The sequence below is a fragment of the Bacillus sp. FSL W8-0183 genome, assembly GCF_038006825.1.
Classification (GTDB): domain Bacteria; phylum Bacillota; class Bacilli; order Bacillales; family Bacillaceae; genus Bacillus; species Bacillus altitudinis.
Window position 1 is genome coordinate 3,622,253 of record NZ_JBBOVY010000001.1, and the last position, 15,693, is coordinate 3,637,945.

17 protein-coding genes and 1 pseudogene are annotated in these 15,693 nt (G+C 43.2%); 3 read left to right on the forward strand and 15 right to left on the reverse strand.

Annotated features, from left to right (window positions below; translation table 11 throughout):
- Window positions 1-11: 11 nt before the first annotated feature.
- The 4 genes and pseudogenes from NSQ64_RS19125 to pta all read right to left on the reverse strand — a co-directional run.
- Window positions 12-248: pseudogene (locus NSQ64_RS19125) on the reverse strand (T7SS effector LXG polymorphic toxin); the annotation flags it as partial.
- Window positions 249-316: 68 nt separating this feature from the next.
- Window positions 317-595 carry a YwqI/YxiC family protein gene (locus NSQ64_RS19130; RefSeq protein ID WP_008343583.1) on the reverse strand — a complete coding sequence of 93 codons (279 nt, stop codon included), beginning with the start codon at window positions 593-595 and terminating at the stop codon, window positions 317-319.
- Between the two features lie 4 nt (window positions 596-599).
- Window positions 600-998, reverse strand: a complete 399-nt coding sequence (locus NSQ64_RS19135) for a YwqH-like family protein (protein ID WP_008343584.1) — start codon at window positions 996-998, stop codon at window positions 600-602.
- A 181-nt stretch (window positions 999-1,179) separates the two neighbouring features.
- On the reverse strand, window positions 1,180-2,157 hold the full coding sequence (gene pta / locus NSQ64_RS19140; protein WP_341017840.1) for a phosphate acetyltransferase: 978 nt from the start codon (window positions 2,155-2,157) through the stop codon (window positions 1,180-1,182).
- A gap of 239 nt (window positions 2,158-2,396) precedes the next feature.
- Between pta and hemQ the strand changes: the two genes are divergently transcribed.
- Both hemQ and NSQ64_RS19150 read left to right on the forward strand, forming a co-directional pair.
- Entirely contained in the window at window positions 2,397-3,167 is a 771-nt protein-coding gene (gene hemQ, locus NSQ64_RS19145) for a hydrogen peroxide-dependent heme synthase (RefSeq protein ID WP_024719459.1), read from the forward strand.
- Between the two features lie 67 nt (window positions 3,168-3,234).
- The gene (locus NSQ64_RS19150; protein ID WP_138279124.1) at window positions 3,235-4,395 is read left to right on the forward strand and encodes an MFS transporter; all 1,161 of its coding nucleotides are present in this window, start codon (window positions 3,235-3,237) and stop codon (window positions 4,393-4,395) included.
- A 15-nt stretch (window positions 4,396-4,410) separates the two neighbouring features.
- On the opposite strand, the gene NSQ64_RS19155 is transcribed toward NSQ64_RS19150, so the two are convergent.
- Window positions 4,411-4,890, reverse strand: a complete 480-nt coding sequence (locus tag NSQ64_RS19155) for an Lrp/AsnC family transcriptional regulator (RefSeq protein ID WP_008343601.1) — start codon at window positions 4,888-4,890, stop codon at window positions 4,411-4,413.
- A 145-nt stretch (window positions 4,891-5,035) separates the two neighbouring features.
- Here NSQ64_RS19155 and NSQ64_RS19160 point away from each other — a divergent pair, with 145 nt between their 5' ends.
- Entirely contained in the window at window positions 5,036-6,256 is a 1,221-nt protein-coding gene (locus NSQ64_RS19160) for an MFS transporter (RefSeq protein WP_341017843.1), read from the forward strand.
- 59 nt (window positions 6,257-6,315) lie between these two features.
- Here the strand turns inward: NSQ64_RS19160 and NSQ64_RS19165 are convergent, their stop codons facing one another.
- Genes NSQ64_RS19165 through NSQ64_RS19210 form a run of 10 tightly spaced genes read right to left on the reverse strand, consistent with a single transcriptional unit; the run spans window position 6,316 to window position 15,692 of the window.
- The gene (locus NSQ64_RS19165; RefSeq protein WP_008343612.1) at window positions 6,316-6,771 is read right to left on the reverse strand and encodes a dTDP-4-dehydrorhamnose 3,5-epimerase family protein; all 456 of its coding nucleotides are present in this window, start codon (window positions 6,769-6,771) and stop codon (window positions 6,316-6,318) included.
- Window positions 6,764-7,618 (reverse strand): dTDP-4-dehydrorhamnose reductase, encoded by an 855-nt coding sequence (gene rfbD / locus NSQ64_RS19170; RefSeq protein WP_341017846.1) that lies wholly within the window; start codon window positions 7,616-7,618, stop codon window positions 6,764-6,766. The genes NSQ64_RS19165 and rfbD overlap by 8 nt, the downstream gene beginning before the upstream one ends.
- Before the next feature lie 3 nt (window positions 7,619-7,621).
- The gene (gene rfbB, locus NSQ64_RS19175) at window positions 7,622-8,587 is read right to left on the reverse strand and encodes a dTDP-glucose 4,6-dehydratase (RefSeq protein WP_341017850.1); all 966 of its coding nucleotides are present in this window, start codon (window positions 8,585-8,587) and stop codon (window positions 7,622-7,624) included.
- Window positions 8,584-9,324: a sugar phosphate nucleotidyltransferase gene (locus NSQ64_RS19180; RefSeq protein ID WP_039165193.1), complete on the reverse strand. Its 741-nt coding sequence runs from the start codon at window positions 9,322-9,324 to the stop codon at window positions 8,584-8,586. The genes rfbB and NSQ64_RS19180 overlap by 4 nt, the downstream gene beginning before the upstream one ends.
- A 2-nt stretch (window positions 9,325-9,326) precedes the next feature.
- Window positions 9,327-10,355, reverse strand: coding sequence for a glycosyltransferase (locus NSQ64_RS19185; protein WP_341017852.1), 1,029 nt, complete (start codon window positions 10,353-10,355; stop codon window positions 9,327-9,329).
- A complete protein-coding gene (locus NSQ64_RS19190; RefSeq protein WP_341017853.1) occupies window positions 10,352-11,092 on the reverse strand; it encodes a glycosyltransferase family protein in 741 nt (246 codons plus the stop codon). The genes NSQ64_RS19185 and NSQ64_RS19190 overlap by 4 nt, the downstream gene beginning before the upstream one ends.
- Entirely contained in the window at window positions 11,082-12,206 is a 1,125-nt protein-coding gene (locus NSQ64_RS19195) for an N-acetylneuraminate synthase family protein (RefSeq protein WP_341017855.1), read from the reverse strand. The genes NSQ64_RS19190 and NSQ64_RS19195 overlap by 11 nt, the downstream gene beginning before the upstream one ends.
- A 1-nt stretch (window position 12,207) precedes the next feature.
- Window positions 12,208-13,083 (reverse strand): GNAT family N-acetyltransferase, encoded by an 876-nt coding sequence (locus NSQ64_RS19200; RefSeq protein WP_341017857.1) that lies wholly within the window; start codon window positions 13,081-13,083, stop codon window positions 12,208-12,210.
- Window positions 13,080-14,258: a DegT/DnrJ/EryC1/StrS family aminotransferase gene (locus tag NSQ64_RS19205; RefSeq protein WP_341017859.1), complete on the reverse strand. Its 1,179-nt coding sequence runs from the start codon at window positions 14,256-14,258 to the stop codon at window positions 13,080-13,082. Before NSQ64_RS19205 ends, NSQ64_RS19200 begins: the two co-directional genes overlap by 4 nt.
- Window positions 14,259-14,279: 21 nt before the next feature.
- Window positions 14,280-15,692, reverse strand: a complete 1,413-nt coding sequence (locus NSQ64_RS19210; RefSeq protein ID WP_341017861.1) for a capsular polysaccharide export protein, LipB/KpsS family — start codon at window positions 15,690-15,692, stop codon at window positions 14,280-14,282.
- Between the last annotated feature and the right edge of the window lies 1 nt (window position 15,693).

Below are 15,693 nucleotides of genomic sequence, written 5' to 3' on the forward strand. Positions count from 1 at the left end.
ATAAAATCTCCTTATCTATTCAGATGTTTTAATAAAGATTTAAAAGTACCTTCGTTACCTTCAAACGGTATAGCGATTTTCTTTGCATTAGCTCCTTTACCATTACGAAAATCTTCAATATTTATATGTGGTCCCTTATTAGGATCATAATCTAATCTCCATCTTACTTTTCCGTCAGCAGACTGCCTACCAACAACTTTACCATACCCAGCACTCGACTTAAGCGTACCTGTATATGGTTGTGCATTGGGTCGGGTTATTACAGGAAGAGATCCAATAACAGATGATAAAGTCGCAGGTATGGATCGTTTCTCCTTTATTTTCTTTTACTGCTGGAAGCAAGCGCCTTGTCCGTTTCGATCATGGTGTTCACCGCTTGTTCTGTTTGTACAAGTTGTTTCTGAAGAATGTCTATATAGGATGTACTTAATTCGTTCAGCTGCTGATTGATTTTTTCTAATGTGTCTGCCGTCAGGAGCTGATTTCTTCCTTTGATGGTTGTTGGAAGTGTTGCATTCATTTGAGCGCCTGATTGTTTTGCATGCTGTAATACTCGTTTGACCTGACTGGCATCTATTTTAATTTCTCTGCTCATGTGACTACCCTCTTTTTTCTTCCAGTTGTTTCTGCTTTTCTTTCTCTATTTTTCTTTCAACCGAATGAATTTCATGTTCTAATGAATGGATCTCTGATTTTAAGTCGCTGATTTTCTCATCAATTCGATTCACTAGATTGGTCAGCTGTACACTTTTTATCTCTTGACTGGCGGATGCCATCTCGTCTCGAATGTCATCAAATGTATCTGCGAGATGGCCAAACCATGTATGTGATGTCAGATCTGGATGAGTCATTTTCTTGTTAGCATCTGCCAGAGCAGACTTTGCTTCTTTGATTTCTTTTCGACACATGTTCAGTTCTATGATTTGTTCTTTTTTTATGGATATGTCTGCCTTTAACGAATACAAGGCTGTTGTATAACCGATGATAGCTCCAGACATCGTCAAACACCTCTATTCCTCAAATAGTCCTCCGTTATGTTACCATTTACTAGCACAAGAGGCATATGATTGAAAACGGATTCGCTTAAAAATGAATCGTATGTATTGGGTTTTTATACCTAATTCACATAAAAAAAGCTAGCTTCGTTTTGACACGAAGCTAGCTTCTTGGATGATTATATTATAGTGCTTGAGCTGCTGTGATAAGCGCAAGATTGTAAACGTCTTCGGCATTACAGCCTCTTGAAAGATCGTTTACTGGCTGATTTAGACCTTGTAGGATTGGACCTACAGCTTCAAAGTTACCTAAGCGCTGGGCAATTTTGTAGCCAATGTTTCCAGCTTCAAGGCTAGGGAAAACAAATACACTAGCATCGCCTTTGATGACGGAATCTGGTGCTTTTTTCGCTGCCACTGAAGGAACGAAAGCTGCATCGAATTGGAACTCTCCATCAAGAACAAGCTCAGGTGCTTTTTCTTTTGCAATGCGAACCGCTTCAGATACTTTATCTGTTTCGTCTGATTTTGCTGAACCTTTTGTAGAGAAGCTAAGCATTGCTACACGTGGTTCGATGTCAAACATTTTTGCTGTGTTTGCACTTTCGATCGCAATTTCAGCAAGATCTTGGCTGTCTGGTGCGATGTTGATCGCACAATCAGCAAACACATATTGCTCTTCGCCGCGAGCCATAATGAAGACGCCAGAAGTTTTCTTTACGCCTTCTTTTGTTTTAATGATTTGAAGTGCTGGGCGCACTGTGTCAGCAGTTGAGTGTGCTGCTCCGCTTACAAGGCCGTCTGCAAGACCTTTATACACAAGCATTGTACCGAAGTAGTTTTCATCCAGTAATGCTTTTCTCGCTTGCTCTTCTGTCGCTTTGCCTTTACGTCTTTCGACGAAAGCTTGTACAAGATCTTCAAAACCTTCATATGTATGAGGATCATACACGTCAACACCATCAAGTGTAAGACCTAATTCTTTTGCTTTTGCTTTTGCTTCTACTTCTTCCTTCTTACCTACAACAATTGGCTGCAATACTTTGCCATCTGCTAGTTTTTGAACGGCTGTTAGAATGCGTTCGTCCATTCCCTCAGGAAAAACGATCTTAACTCCTTTACCTGCAACCTTTTCCTGAACTGTTGAAAAAATATCTGCCACTTCAATACCCTCCTTGATTTTACAAAAAAAGCGTTCTCTTTTAAGCATACTCTTCTTCTACATAAATTCAAACTACCAACTTACATTATAGCGCTTACAATTTAAATTCTTATTTTTCAAACTAATTAAATCAATTTCTAGAAAAGCGTTTTCGTCGTTCAAGTTTTGATCACATCTTCATTTGGACAAACTATGTTATAGTTGGAACAGATGGAAAACTGTAAATAGGAGTGAAAGAAATGAGCGAACAACATACAACAAATGAAGCAGCTCAAACACTAGATGGCTGGTATGCACTGCATGATTTTAGAACGATCGACTGGACAGCTTGGAAGCTGCTGACAAGCGATGAGCGTCAAGCTATCATTCATGAGTTCACAGGTCTATTAGAAAAATGGAAAACAGCTGAGCACAATCAGGCTGGAAGCCAAACAATCTATAGTATTGTCGGCCAAAAAGCAGATATTATGCTCATGATTTTACGTCCGACCATGGAAGAACTGGGTGAAATTGAACTTGAATTCAACAAGACACGACTAGCAGAGTTTACGATTCCAGCTTATTCTTACGTGTCAGTTGTTGAACTCAGCAACTACTTGGCAGGAGGCGGAGATGGCGGAGACCCTTACGAGAACCCGCATGTACGTGCGCGCCTCTATCCAGAGCTTCCTTCTTCTCAATATGTCTGTTTCTATCCAATGGATAAAAGACGTTCTGGCAATGACAACTGGTACATGCTTTCAATGGATGAACGTAAATCCCTTATGAGAAGCCATGGTTTAATTGGCAGAAGCTATGCTGGGAAAGTAAAACAGATCATTACAGGTTCTGTTGGCTTTGATGATTATGAGTGGGGCGTCACTCTTTTCTCTGATGATGTGCTTCAATTTAAAAAATTGGTTTACGAAATGCGATTTGATGAAGTGAGTGCACGTTACGGCGAATTTGGTTCCTTCTTTGTTGGAAACCGATTAGCAAACGAGCAACTAGCGTCTTATTTCCATGTATGATAAACTCTTAAGGCTTCGGATCTCTCCGAAGCCTTTTTATGTATTTGTTTAGAAAGGTGATCTCATCATGAAAAACTTCCCCATCGCTATTTTTGCGTTAACGCTCGGTGCGTTTTCGATTGGCATGACTGAATTTGTGATCATGGGACTTTTGCCAAATGTCGCAAATGATCTTCATGTATCTATTTCTGCTTCAGGTCAGCTGATTACCGGATATGCACTCGGTGTCGCAGTTGGCGGCCCTATTTTAACGTTATCAACTGGAAAAATGTCGAGAAAACGTCTCCTCATTCTATTAATGATTCTTTTCGTAGCAGGAAATGCTGTCGCAGCTGTATCGTCTTCTTATGGTCTCTTGATGGCTGCACGTATTTTAACGTCATTTGCCCATGGTACCTTCTTTGGTGTCGGCGCCATTATGGCTGCACGGCTTGTTCCTAAGGAGCGAAGCGCAAGTGCGATCAGCTTCATGTTTACAGGACTGACAGTAGCCAATGTACTGGGTGTGCCATTTGGCACCTTTATCGGAAATCAATTCGGCTGGCGCATGTCATTTCTCGTTATTGCTGTCATTGGTCTCATTTCCTTAATCGGTATTATCAGTTTAGTACCCAATCAATCGAAAGAAGAAGTATTAGATATTCGAAATGAAATATCGGTGTTGAAAAAGCCGCAGGTCCTCGTCTCCTTTGCGATGACGATATTCGGTTTTGCGGGTGTGTTTACCGCCTTTACGTATATCAGCCCGATCCTGCTGCAAGTGACTGGCTTTCAGGAAAACGGGGTCACCCTCATTCTTGTCCTCTTTGGGCTTGGGGTCACCATTGGGAATTTAGTCGGTGGAAAACTTGCAGACTGGAAGCTGATGCCGAGTATTATCGTCACATTGATCTTGCTGATGGCTGTTCTGTTGTTATTCACATATACATCTGTCTTTAAAGTGCCTGCCGTGCTGACGATTTTTGTTTGGGGAATTATTTCATTTATTCTCGTTCCTACCTTGCAATACCGCACGATGAACATGGCACATGAAGCCCCGACACTCGCATCAACGCTCAGTCATTCTGCCTTTAATATTGGAAATGCAGGCGGTGCAGCGCTTGGCGGTCTTGCTATCGAAATCACACATTTACAGCTTGTCCCGCTCTTTGCGGCAAGTGTAACATTCATTGGATTGATCATTACGATCATGAGCTATCAGTCAGATAAACGAATCAAAAGGACCTGAGGGCAGGTCCTTTTTCTATTTCACCACGGTCATTTCTGGCTCTTCTATTTGTTTCACACGTTCCTGAATGGGATGGGTAAAGGAATGCTCTGACAAGACAATATGGGAGACCGTTTTTGTAAAGCCAGACACATCTTGAATAAACGCTTCAATTTCTTCAAGAGAAGAAACAGACAGCTTAATGAAAAAACAGGACTGTCCTGCCACTCGATAAGCAAAGAACGCACGTGGATGCTGGTTCATAAATGTCACAAAACGCTGATACTCCCCATTTAATACGGTGACTTCCAGTAAACAGTCTATCATCAGACCCAGCTTTTTATAATTGACTTGAACAGAATACCCTTCGATAATCCCTGCATCCTCTAGTTTTCGCACTCTTTCTGCTACCGCAGGTGCTGATAAATTCACTCGTTTGGACAATTCCCTCATTGATAAGCGGGCATCTTCTCTCAATTCGTTTAAAATATGCACATCCACATCGGTGATTTTCATTCGTTACGCTCCTATCCCAAAATCGTTCCATTTGAAAAGTATTTTATGATGATACTTATGATACGAAATGTAAAATAAAACTAAATAATGGTAGAATTTATTTTAACGGAATTGAATGAAAAAGCAAGTATGGAGGGATCACTTGATGAAAGAATCTTTAGACAGCCAGGCTTCTAAAACATTTCCCATCACACTTGCCATTGCACTCACACTTGGCGTTTTTGCGGCGGGATCGGAGGAACTGGTGATTTCACCACTGCTGCCTGATTTATCAAATTCCTTTCAGCACTCTCTTGATGTTCTCGCTCTTTCCATCAGTATTTATGGGTTAGCTGTGCTGGTTGGAGCTCCGCTGCTCGTTCCTTTAGGGGATCGATATTCAAGAGAGCTGTGTTTGATGATTGGGCTGTCTTTCTTTTTGATTGGAACAGTGATGTGTGCTGCTGCTCCAAATTTGGCCGTGTTTTTTGCAGGCCGTGCTATTTCTGGGCTGGCAACTGGTGTATTTGTGCCAACAGCCTATGCTCTTGTGGGCGACCGGGTTCCATACGAATATCGCGGCAAAGTGATGGGACTCATTGTATCGAGCTGGTCTCTTTCTCTTGTCCTTGGTGTGCCCATTGGCGCCTTTATCGGCCAGAGTTTAAACTGGCGCTGGACGTTTTGGATCTTCGCTATGATGAGTCTCGTTGTCCTGCTGCTCGTCATCCTTGAATCAAGAAAACAAGTCAGAGCAGCTGATTCGAAGGCACCTCAAGCTAGAGAGAAAACAGGCTCTTTATGGGGGGCTTTGAAAATTGATCGTGTGCCTGCCTATTTGACTGTGACGTTTTGCAATATGCTTGGATTTTACGGCATGTACTCGTTTTTAGGTGCTTATCTGCAAAGTCTGTTTGATGGCGGACAATCAACAGCTGGACTTCTTATTATGGCTTATGGCGTCGGCTTTTCTATGAGTATGTTTACTGGAAAATTAGCAGACTGGTTCGGTAAAACCCGTTCCCTTGTCTTTGTGCTGGGTGGAATTGCGCTTGTTCTAGCCTTGCTTCCTTATGCGCCATTCTCGTGGATGTTGCTGATTTTCGCTCTATTTATTTGGGGTGCTATGCAAAGCTTATCTGTCACGCTTCTAAGCACCGTTCTAAGCGACTGCTCTCAAACCCATCGCGGGAAAGTGATGGCTTTTTACAGCCTGGCCTCCAACCTTGCTGTTATGCTCGGTTCCGCACTGATGGGACCCGTTTATGTCCATTTCGGATATCATACGGTAGGTCTTGTCTGTGCACTCATTACGCTTGTTGGTTTTATCATCAGCTTCGGCAGCTATAAACGAGAACGTTCTATTCAGAAATGTAAGGCTGTCTAGTTCCATTTCCCCTGGATGAAAATAAAAAAGACCTTTCTCCTGCGAAAGGCCTCTCTTCTCTATTTAAATGTCGTTTCCCAATTAAATCCGATCGCCTCATCATTCCACGCAATTCTCTTCTCATCTGGGTTTTTTGGGTCGTACGATTCTGTTGTAAAATACACAATCTGCAGCGGCGTCTCCCCTAATACGCGGTAGCCATGGGCAACTCCCTTTGGGATGAGGAGCAGCATCGGATTATCTTCTCCCATATAATACACATCGGTTTGACCCTTTGTCGGGGAATCTTCTCTCAAATCGTATAAAACGACCTGTGCATGACCTGCTGGGAAAAACCAAACATCGTCTTGTTTTTCATGATAATGAAAGGCTTTGATCACTCCTGGGAAACTTTTCGACCACGACGCCTGCCCAAATCGCTTTAGCATCGGTTCGTCATCTCGAATAAGCTCTGCGAAAAAGCCGCGATCATCACAATGTTTCATGAGTTTTTTCGTTTGTACACCATCAATCATGCTGCTCGAATCTCCCTTCTTTCTGCAAGTATTCGTGAAGTGCATCCTTCCAATGTCTTGGCTTCCAGCCTGTCGCTTCAATCGCTTGCAGGTCTAAAACAGAGTAGGCGGGCCGAGGTGTTTGGAAGCCATACTCTTCAGTGGAAATGGGCTCAATTGTCGTAGACAGACCGCTTGCTGCCACAATTTCTGCCGCAAAGTCAAACCATGAACAGCTTGCTCGGTTACTGACATGATAAATACCTGCTTTCTGGTCAAACAAGTGAATCAAAGCTTCTGCGGCATCCTTTGTATAAGTAGGAGACCCTAACTGATCATTGACGATGCGCAAATGATCCTTCGTTTCAGCCAGCCGAAGAATGGTATTCACAAAGTTATGTCCCTCATGTCCATAAAGCCACGATGTCCGAATGATCTTCACTTCATCTGACACAAGATGAATCAATTCTTCTCCAAGTTTTTTACTCTTTCCATAAATGGTTTGCGGATCTGCTTGTGCATCAACTTGGTAAGGGGTATCCGCTTGCCCATCAAACACATAATCTGTGCTGACATGTAATACATCAGCCCCTACGTTCTTAGCCTCAAGCGCTGTATAGTAGGCGCCAATCCCATTCACAAGATAGGCTTTTTCCGTTTCTGTTTCGCATTGATCCACAGACGTATAAGCAGCCGCACTGACAACAATATTCGGACGGAAATGTCTCATTGCATGTCTGACTGCCTGTTGATCTGTGATATTCAGCATACTCCTTGTTAAAGCAATGACTGTGATGTCTTTTTCTTTCAGCTGTTTCGTCAATTCTTTCCCTAATTGGCCGCCTGCACCGGTGATTAAAACTTTCATCGGTCACCCTTCTTCACTTTGATCATATTTGGCACGATACCAATCGATCGTTTTTTCGATACCTTTTTCGAATGAAGTTGCCTGCACCCAGCCAAGCTCTTCTTTTAGCTTACTGGCATCAATGGCATACCGCCTGTCATGCCCTTTCCGGTCTTGAATAAACGCGATTTGGTCATGAGAGATGCCTAGATGTGTGAGAATGGTTTTGGTTAAATCAAGATTTGTTTTCTCGTTGCCACCGCCAATATTGTACACCTGACCGGCTGTTCCGTTTTCTACTACTTGTTTTACGGCTCTCGCATGATCCTCTACATACAGCCAATCGCGGATCTGCTGGCCGTCTCCGTATATCGGAATCTTTTCACCATTGACCGCTTTTCTAATAATGGTTGGGATTAATTTTTCTTCATGCTGATAAGGTCCGTAGTTGTTGCTGCATCTTGTGATCATTGCGGGTAATTGGTGGGTGTGGATATAAGATTTCACAAGCAAGTCTGAACTTGCCTTGCTTGCTGAATAAGGATTATTCGGTGAAAGTGGTGTTTGTTCTGTGAAAGCAGGATCATCCGGCTCTAAATCTCCATATACTTCATCTGTCGAAATATGAATAAGTTTTTTCGCCTTTCCCTTTAAAACAGCTTCAAGCATACGATAGGTACCAAGGACATTTGTTTGGATAAAGGGTTCTGCTGACTGAATACTGCGATCGACATGTGATTCTGCTGCGAAATGAATGCTGGCATCATAGGCTTCATCAAATACTTGATCTAGTTCGTCTTGCAGCGTAATATCTCCCTGAACAAAACGGAAATGAGGTAGCTTTGATAAATATTCCATCTCCTCTGGATGACTGGCATATGTTAATTTATCAAATACGGTAAGCCGGACATCGGATTCTTGAAGCAGCAGCTTCACAAAATTCAGTCCAATAAACCCTGCTCCACCTGTAATTAAATAAGACTTCGTCATTCGTATCCCTCTTTTTCCTTCATCGTTTCAAACATTTTTATAGATGCTTCGTGGAGAGATTCATGTGTTCCTGCATCAATCCACCACCCTTTTAACATATCATAGGTCAGCTGGCTATTTGAGATGTAGAGATTGTTCACATCAGTAATCTCTAGTTCACCTCGATCTGACGGCGAGATTTCCTCGATATATTGAAAGACGTCTTGATCATAAAAATAGATGCCCGTGACGCAGTAAGATGACCTCGGGTGCTCTGGCTTTTCTTCTATTGATAAAATTCGGTGATGAGCAGGATCAATTTCTGCAATGCCAAACCGTTTTGGATCTGCCACCTCTTTCAATAAAACCTTGGCTCCGCTTTCTTGTTGCCTAAAGGCGTCGACAAAAGGGCGTAATGAATCTTCAAATACATTATCACCAAGCATCAGCACAAATTTTTCCCCTTTAACAAAGGGCTTTGCATAGGATAAACCATCGGAAATACCAGACGCTTCTGGCTGTACTTGATACACAATGTTCATCCCAAGTTCACGATCATCTTCCAGTAACTTTTGAAACAACGGAATTTGTTCTTCCTGTGAAATCAGCATCACATCTACAATTCCTGCTTCTTTCAGTTTGAATAATGACCAATAAATCATCGGGTATGGACCAACCGGCAGCAAGTGTTTGTTGAAAATCTTCGTTAATGGTGCCAGCCGTGATCCTTTTCCTCCTGCTAAAATAACTCCCTTCACATCTACACATCCTTATGTTCTTTTTGGTGTGATTTCATGAGGTGTATAAGAATGTTTTTCACTCGTTCGATTCCTTTTCCATCAATGAGTGAACGTCCATTAAGATGAATGCTTCTGCGGAGAAAATAGCTGTCAGACAGTTTTTGAACAGCTTGCACCAGGTCTTTTTCTTCCACAAGGTCACCTAATCCAAGGTGAAAACAAGCGCCCTTTTGTGCAAACATGCTCGCTGTCACTGCTTGGTGGTCTACTTGCGATAGGACAATGCTGGGCACCCCGATACAAATTACCTCATATAACGTCATACCGCCTGCTACGATAGCCACATCAGCTTCTGATAAAAGAACCGGTAGTTGATCTGTATGTTGAATGAATTGGATATGTTCCGCCTCTACTTGCTCTTTGATGTGAGAGGCTTTTCCTGCGACCGCTAAAATGTCTAGGTGATTTGTTTGAAGAAGCGCCGATATAGCCTTTGATAACAGGCCGCACGGATCACTGCCGCCAAGGCTGATGACCACCTTTTTACATTCTTTCCGAACCTCATATGTGTCTTTGAATCGATTAATCTCGTGATCTAACAATAAATAGGGCGTTCCATGATAATAAGCCGTGCCATTAACCTGCTCGTGCTTCCCGTCCAGACCGCCATAAATGCCGTTTATGACCGTGTCTGCAAGCTGACAGGCTTCCTCTCTTTTTTCCTCAAATAAGACCAGCCTCGCACTGCCACAGGAGTCTTTAATCATTTGAAGAAACTGAAGATCACAATCAAGGACATCTATGACTAAAAGGTCAGGCTTTAGCTTTTTGATGTCTTGTTGGACCTGGAGAAGCGCATTCGACTCATGCACCATCTGAACGTGCCACTCTGGGTGCGAAAGCATTTCTACACAAATCTGATCATTTGTATAGAAATATAGGTCGTTCCCTTCCTGAAGCAGTTCTTTTGCCAAACGTTTCATTCTGACGACATGACCCATTCCTCTTAAAAAACCCCCATAAACAACAATCATGATTTTTTTGTTCATTCAGCATCCTTCTGTCTCACAGATTGATTCAAACGAACAATGTCTGGATGTTGTTCACAGATGGAAATGAGCTCAGCTGTCGGCACAGCAATAGAACCACCAGCTTTCTCTAATAAACAGGTAGCAAACACATAATCTTCTTCTGTATCAATCGTGAATCGATAAGCAGGATATGCAAGTTCTTTGGGCGGTGTGAATAATTGAAGGTGAAATTGCTCGGGATGCTTTCTGATATACAGCGTGACATGCTCACGTTCTGAATAAGTGAGGGGGAATTTGTCGATTTCACATAAAATAGATGCCTCAATCATTTCCCCGGAAATACCGAGTGGTGTTCCGTTCGTATATGTGTAATCAGCCTTTTCCTGTCTATGTTTTTCAAGCATTTTCGACAAAAGCGAAGGATCTATAAATGGATTGTCTCCCGTTAAACGTACAACCGTTTTAGGTTCAAATTGGCGGACAATCTGCGCAAACCGCTCAAGCACATCTGCCTCACTGCCTCGAAACACCTTATAGCCCTTTGACATACAGTATTGAGCCAAATAGTCATCCTCTGGCTCGACCGTTGTGGCAATCATAAGGTTTTGCATTTTGTGATAGTAATCATCTGATTGCTTCACCCGCTCCACAATCAAATCAATCAGCGCCATGCCGCCGATCGGTTTCATCACTTTTTTGGGCAGTCTTGTTGATCCCATCCTAGCCTGAATGACAAAAAGTACATCATGCATCATCTCGAGACTCCTGCATGAGTACGTCTTTCCACGAAACGCCTGTATGAGCTGGGATGTCTCTCACAGCCTTTGTGCCAAGTAAAATCGGCATATATCGCGGATGCAACCCCTGATTTTTTTGTCCAGGGCGCAACACAGCTACATTTTCTGACGTGAGGGTCTCTCCCTTTGCAATGCCTTTGGTCGTAAAAATTCCTCGATACGCAAATTCTCGAATCTGCCCTTCAATGGCTGTTGTCGTTTTATAAGAACTGCCAAGAAGCTCCTCTGGTAATGAATGAACGTCTATTTCCGCTTGATTCCGCTGCTTTTCTGCTGCTCGAATGTGCTGAACCATTTCCTTTAATTCTTCAGGATTAAGAGCAAATGAATGATCCGCTCCGGGTAATGTTTTATCTATTGTAAAATGTTTTTCAATCATTGCTGCCCCGAGCTTCACAGCGGCTACTGGCGCTTCCGTCGGGTGTTCACTATGATCTGAAAAGCCAATGACTGCTTCAGGGAAAGCGGATCTTAAGGTTTGAATCACCCGCAGGTTCGTATATGCTCTAGGCGCTGGATACTTTGCCACACAATGCATGATGGCGACTTGTTTATTTTGCTGGCTCGTAATCGTTTCGTATGCTTCATGAACATCAGCAATGGTGGCCCCAGCTGTTGAAAAAATGATCGGCTTGTGAAAAGAAGCCGTATGACGCAAAAGAGGCAAATGGTTGATTTCATAGGATGCCAGTTTAAAAGCAGGCGGATTCGTTTGATTCAATAAATCAGCCGATTCTTCATCACACACGGTGCTTAAAAACATCAGTCCTTTTTCCTTACAACGTCTCAATAAGACAGGCAGCCATTCTGGCGGCAGCTCCATTTGTTCCACTAAAGAAAAAATAGACACTTCTTCTCCTTTGGCCGTTTCGTATAACCCCGGTTCCTTTTGATACATCCGATCCGCTTGAAACATTTGAAACTTCACCGCATCAGCCCCTGCTTCTTTTGCCACATCAATTAAAGCAAGTGCCTGATCCAGCTTTCCATCATGGTTAATGCCTGCCTCTGCAATGATAAAGACAGGCGAACCATCTCCCACTTTGCGATCTCCGATATAGAAATGCGCCATCTTACCTCTCTCCTTTTTTCGGCCACACATGGTAATACAGAAAAGTATTCATTGTCCTAAACCCCATCTTTTCGTACAGCTGGATGGCTGTCGTATTATGAAGCTGTGTCCCCGCAGAAATGAAGTGATGCCCTCTGTGATGAGACACTTTCATCATCTCAATAAACAGCTTTTTTCCGATCCCTTTTCCTTGAACATCCGGTCTAATCGCAAAAAGCTCAAGCCCCATCTCATGCCCCTTTGTCATACCTTGAATCAAGCCAACCACTTCATCATTTACCTTGGCAACGAGGTTGATATCTGCGCGTCCGAGTAAGTTGTTTCTCATCCACTCCTGATAAAAATGCTGAACAACACGCTGGTCTAAATATGGATCAAGGGCATAACGGCTTTTCACAAAAGCCTGATCACCTAGTAAGACCGCCTCATCGTAATCCTTTTCATCTGGCACACCCATCACCACATCTTGATCTGATGATGGCATCTCCATCAGGGCAGGCGGTGCCTCAAGCCTAGTGAGACCACCGACATAATACACATGAGATAGTTTTTGAACAATGCGGTTTTTTTCAAGATCAGCCGCCTCAAGACGTAAAAAGAAAAAATCACATTTTTCTGTTCTCATCCAATTGATGAATCTCTCCATCAATTCTTTAAAGAGCAGCGCTGATTCAGCTTCCACAAACTTCACATGAAAAATATGCTTATCAAAAATGCCGCTCTCCCAGTTGGACCATTCGTATAACAGCACTGCTTTGAGCTTAGCGCCGCTGACAAGAGCAAACTGCTTGAATCCTGTCATGCGTTCCGCTTCATGACCATATGTTTCCAGCCAAGCTGCCAGCACCTGATCGTCTATTGCATGAACGACTTTCATGAAGAGGCCTTCTTGTCTTTTAAAATTGACACGACTGCGGTGATGACATCCTGCACATCTTCATCTGTCATACTTGGATAGAGCGGGAGCGAAAGCGTTCGTTTGTAATAAGTGAGTGCCTCAGGGAAATCCTCTGGTGAATGGTTGTAGGTCTCTTGATAATATGGATGCAAGTGAACGGGAATAAAATGAACACTCGTGCCGATTTTATATTCCTTTTGCAGCTGATCAATCATGTCATCGCGTGTGATCATTGCTTCTTTTGGCTCAACTTGCAACACATATAAATGCCACGCATGTCTTCCCTCATCATGTACAGGCGGCAAGATGAGACCAGCTTCATGTTGAAATGCCTGATTGTATGTCTTCGCAATCTGTTCTCTGCGTGTCTGCATCTCCTTCAATCGGCTTAGCTGAACGAGCCCTAACGATGCTTGCACGTCAAACATGTTCATTTTATAGCCCGGTTCCTCGACCTCGTAATACCATGTTCCCTTTTCTCCATAACGATTCCACGCTCCCTTACTCATCCCGTGAAGCGCCAGCCTTCTGATTCTAGCCGCAAGTGCATCATCATTTGTCGTCAGCATGCCGCCTTCACCAGTCGCTATGTTTTTCGTTGCATAGAAGCTAAAAGCGGTCGCATCACCAATTGATCCAATCGGTTGATCATGATAGGTCGTATAGAGGGCATGAGCGGCATCCTCCAACACGAACAAATCATATTTTTTGGCAATCGCTAAAATTTGGTCCATATCACACGATTGACCAGCAAAATGTACAGGGACAACCGCTTTCGTATGTGGTGTAATGGCCGATTCTAATTTTTTCGCATCTAGATTGAGTGTTGCCGGATCAATATCCACGAAAATAGGGGCTGCCCCCGTATGGATGATCGTATTGGCTGTTGCGCAGAACGTCAGAGGCGTTGTGATGACCTCATCACCAGCTCCAATGCCTCTCGCCTTTAACGCTAAAAATAGAGCAGCTGTACATGAATTGACTGCTATTGCGTGCTTCGCTCCAGTCAGCTGCCTAAACTCTTCTTCAAACTGTCTAACTTTTGGTCCGGTGGACAACCAGCCGGACTTTAATGTTCCAATGACTTCATCAATTTCTTCCTGTTCAATAAAAGGCAGTGCATAAGGAAGAAATTGTGCTCTCTTTTGTCCCATATCGCTTGCACACCCCTATCTTCATCTCTGAAAATCCACACCTGTTTTTGTTTTGAGCAGAGAAAGCAGAACATCGGTCGATTGTGCATGCGGATAATGTTCTTGAATGAAACGAGCTCCTTGCTGTTTCGCCAGCTTCATTTCTTGTTCATCCGATAAAATACGGATCGCTTTCTCGGCCAACTCAATAGGGTTTTCCATGTGGCAGCTGCCAAGCGACTCGTAATAAGGGTATCTTCTGCCTTCTGTCATTTTTCCAATCAGTACACTCTTTTTAAAGAGCATTGCTTCCAGACCAACTGTTGATGTGAGCGTAATGACCATATCCATATACGGCAGGAGGTCATACAAGTCGATCTCTTTTTTAATTAATCTCACATGGTTCCCCGCACTTTCAATCGCTGTGTAGTCATTTAATCGATTTCGAGCGATCTCCCACGGATGCGGCTTCATAATCAGCTGAATGTCTTTCCGTTTTGCAATTGTTTTAAGAACATCACCGTAAAAGGCTTCTGAAAACGGCTGTGTTGCCACGAGCACAGTCTTTTTGTCAGGATTGAAGTTCAATTTACGAAAGACCATTTCCTGTTGAAGCGGTGTTCGCTCCTGCACCAAATCAAATCTCGGGTGACCTGTGATCTCCACCTGTTCAGGCTGACAGCCTTTGTCTACATACCAGTCCTTTTCATATTTTCCAAACACCCCGTGGCAGGTGGTGAAAATCGGCAAAAAGGCTTCGTCTCCCATGAGCGCACCGTGCTGAAGACAAATACTTGTGAGATGGCGCTTCACGGTTTGCAAGGCGAGCACACGGCTATATGCATCCTCCGTCGTACCAACCACGACAGCTGTGATCGGCTGCATCTCAAATAGCATTTCTATTTGGTCAATCACATCAATAAATTGCACAATGTCCTTCCGAAGCTTTTCTCTAAAAAAGACATTGCCAAAGACAGGATGCTGGGCGTAAGGTTTCAATAGAGCATTTGCTTTTTCAATATATTCAACATGGGCTTCTTTATTAACCTCTCCGGCTAATTCCGGCTTGCTGATCACCGGTAATCCGAAATAATCAGCCTTCTTCCAGCGTGCGAGCACCACTGTTTGGTTCGGATGGAACCGCGTGTAATTTTGTTCAGTAAAACGCAAGTGTTCAAAGTGAAGCAACACCTTTCCATGACTCGGATGATAAGGGGTACGCTTGATCTGCTGTTTATGCTGATCAAAAAATGGCTGAATGTCTTGCGGCTTCGGACAAGTCGTTGTCAGCTCTTCACCAAACGCCTCATCTTCCATACGTTCCCTCACTTCAGGGCTGATGTATTGATAAAAATTACTGATTAATCCAAGGGGGATGTGGCGATAGGATAAGTCTTTCATCAGATTCACATACTCAAAGTACACCTGCCAATAATGATGAATATAATGCGACACT